At 72.7% G+C, this 2,371-nt stretch carries 3 protein-coding genes; 1 reads left to right on the top strand and 2 read right to left on the bottom strand.

Annotated features, from left to right (window positions below):
• Nucleotides 1–580 (top strand): MFS transporter (locus ASG00_RS15945; RefSeq protein ID WP_235558997.1); only part of this gene is annotated, 580 nt, incomplete at its 5' end.
• Between the two features lie 56 nt (nucleotides 581–636).
• Here the strand turns inward: ASG00_RS15945 and ASG00_RS00345 are convergent.
• Together ASG00_RS00345 and truA are read right to left on the bottom strand one after the other, a co-directional pair.
• Nucleotides 637–1,323, bottom strand: a complete 687-nt coding sequence (locus ASG00_RS00345; RefSeq protein ID WP_056206066.1) for an endonuclease/exonuclease/phosphatase family protein — start codon at nucleotides 1,321–1,323, stop codon at nucleotides 637–639.
• Between the two features lie 88 nt (nucleotides 1,324–1,411).
• Nucleotides 1,412–2,239, bottom strand: coding sequence for a tRNA pseudouridine(38-40) synthase TruA (truA, locus tag ASG00_RS00350; protein WP_056206069.1), 828 nt, complete (start codon nucleotides 2,237–2,239; stop codon nucleotides 1,412–1,414).
• Between the last annotated feature and the right edge of the window lie 132 nt (nucleotides 2,240–2,371).

Below are 2,371 nucleotides of genomic sequence, written 5' to 3' on the forward strand. Positions count from 1 at the left end.
CGCGCTGCTCGCGCTGCCGTTCGGCATGTTCGTGAACAACTTCAGCGTGATGGCCTACGACTCCATCGGCTGGGGTCCGACCGCGATCGGCCTGCTCATCGCCGCCGTCGGCATCATCGACATCATCGTGCAGGGCGCCCTGCTCGGCGTGCTGCTCCCCCGCATGGGCGAGCGCGCGGTCATCGTCAGCGGCATCATCGGCCAGGCACTGGGACTCGCGGCCCTCGCGCTCGTCGCCTCGGTGCTCGCCCAGCCGTGGGTGTTCATCGCCGGATCGCTCCTGCTCGCCGCGGGGCAGGGTGCCGCGCAGGCCGCGATGGACGGCGCGATGTCCAACGCCGTCGGCGCCGATGAGCAAGGCTGGCTGGGCGGCGCGACGCAGTCGCTCAACGGCGCCATGAGCACGGTGGCGCCGCTCCTCGCCGGCGCCCTCTACGCCGTCGTGAGCCACGCGGCGCCCTACTGGCTGGGGGCGCTGCTCATGGTCGTCGCCGCGGTCGTCATCGCCCGGGCCCGCTTCACCGACGCGGCTCGCCTCCCGCGTGCGGCGTCGCCGAGCGCCGTGGATGCCGCGGCCTGACCCGCACTCCTGACGCCGGCGCCCACCCGCGGTGACGCGGCGACGGGCGCCGCGACTCAGGCGGCGATGCGCGCCGGGTCGGGCTGGGCGGTCACGAGGATCGGGAGATGATCGCTGAGCCCCTGCGGGAGGGTGCGGATGTCGGCGATCGTGAACCCCGACGAGGTGGCGAAGTCGTAGTGGCCGCGGAAGAACCGGTAGCGCGTGTAGGTGCGGGAGTCGCTGAGGCTCAGCTCGTAGCCCTGGTCGCGCACGCGCTCGCCCAGCTTCTCCTTGAAGACGGGGTAGTTGTAGTCGCCGACCATGAGCGTCGGCAGGCCCGGGCCGAGGTCGGCGAGCTCGGCGAGCGCCGTGCGGATCTGATGGCGTCGCAGCGAGTTCAGCGCCGTGAGGGGGGCGGCGTGGAACGAGGCGACGAGCAGCTCGCTGTTGTGGTCGATGTCCCGCAGGCGCACCCCCAGCATCCGCTCTTCGGCGGGCTTGAGCACCATGTCGTGCAGCGACTTCTTCAGCGAGATGGCTCGCACCTCCTGCAGCCGGAACGTGCTCTCGCGGAAGTAGACCGCGAGACCCAGCCGGTTGCGCTGGGTGGCGTCGGCGAGCACGAGGCCGCCGAGGCGATCGGGGATGTCGGTGGTGTCCGCCTCCTGCAGGCAGAGCACGTCGGGGTCGTGCTCCGCGACGCGGTGGATGAGCTCGCCGGCGGCCCGGTGCTTGCGCAGGTTGTAGGAGATGACCTTCATCGTGCTTCCACGATAGGCCGGTGCCGGCGCGGCGCCGGGCGCACGGTGGATCTCACAGGGTTCGCTCATGCGTCGCCGAAGGACGCGCTCAGTCGAGCTCGCGGCGCGCACGCGTCTGGTCGGCGCGCGCGGCGAGCAGGTCCTCGGCGGGGTAGCCGACCTCGGCGAGGGTGAGCCCGTGGGCAGCCAGCACGGGGAACGCGCTCGTGCGCACCGCCTCATCTCGCAGCCGCACGAGGTCGTCCGGCGCGAGGCGCCCCTGCCCTACCGCGACGCAGGCGCCGACGAGGGCGCGCACCATGCTGTGACAGAAGGCGTCCGCGCGCACGTGCGCGACGAGCGTGCCGGTCTCGTCGCGCCGCCACGAGTAGTCGAGCAGCGTGCGGATCGTCGTGGCCTCCTCGCGCGGCTTGCAGTAGGCGGCGAAGTCGTGGAGCCCGATGAGGGCGCGGGCCGCGGCATCCATCGCCTGCTCGTCGAGGCGTGCCCGCACGAAGGTGGTGCGCGTGCGCTCGAGCGGGTCGTAGCCGGTGACCTCGTCGGCCACGCGGTACGTGTAGCGGCGCCACACGGCCGAGAAGCGGGCGTCGAAGCCGTCGGGGGCGATCGAGGTGCGGTGCACGACGACATCGGGGGAACGTCCGAGCACGCCGGTGATCTTGCGGGCGAGCTGGTCGACATCGCCCCGCCCGGCGTCGAGCCGGCGGTGCTGGATCTCGTCGAGGTCGAGGTGCGCGACCTGTCCGCTCGCGTGCACGCCCGCGTCGGTGCGTCCCGCGACCACGAGGCGCGGCTCGCCGCCGAGCACGCGCGCGACGGCACCCTCGAGCACGCCCTGCACCGTGCGCAGACCCGGCTGGCGCGCCCAGCCCGAGAAGTCAGCGCCGTCGTAGGCGAGATCGAGACGGATGCGCACGCCGAAATCCTAACGAGCGGCTGCAGACACGCCCCGGCGCCCGCTCGGGCCGACACGCCGACGCTCGAACCCCGTCGCACCGCCGACGTAGACTCGGTGGCCGACCCCGGAACCCCACTCCTGATGTCTGTC

The sequence above is a fragment of the Microbacterium sp. Leaf351 genome (genome assembly GCF_001423825.1).
GTDB classification, from domain to species: Bacteria; Actinomycetota; Actinomycetes; order Actinomycetales; family Microbacteriaceae; genus Microbacterium; species Microbacterium ginsengisoli.

What these genes read in the sequence shown, in the direction of transcription:
- ASG00_RS00345 (WP_056206066.1), bottom strand. Translation starts at nt 1,323, where the DNA reads ATGAAGGTCATCTCCTACAACCTGCGCAAGCACCGGGCCGCCGGCGAG.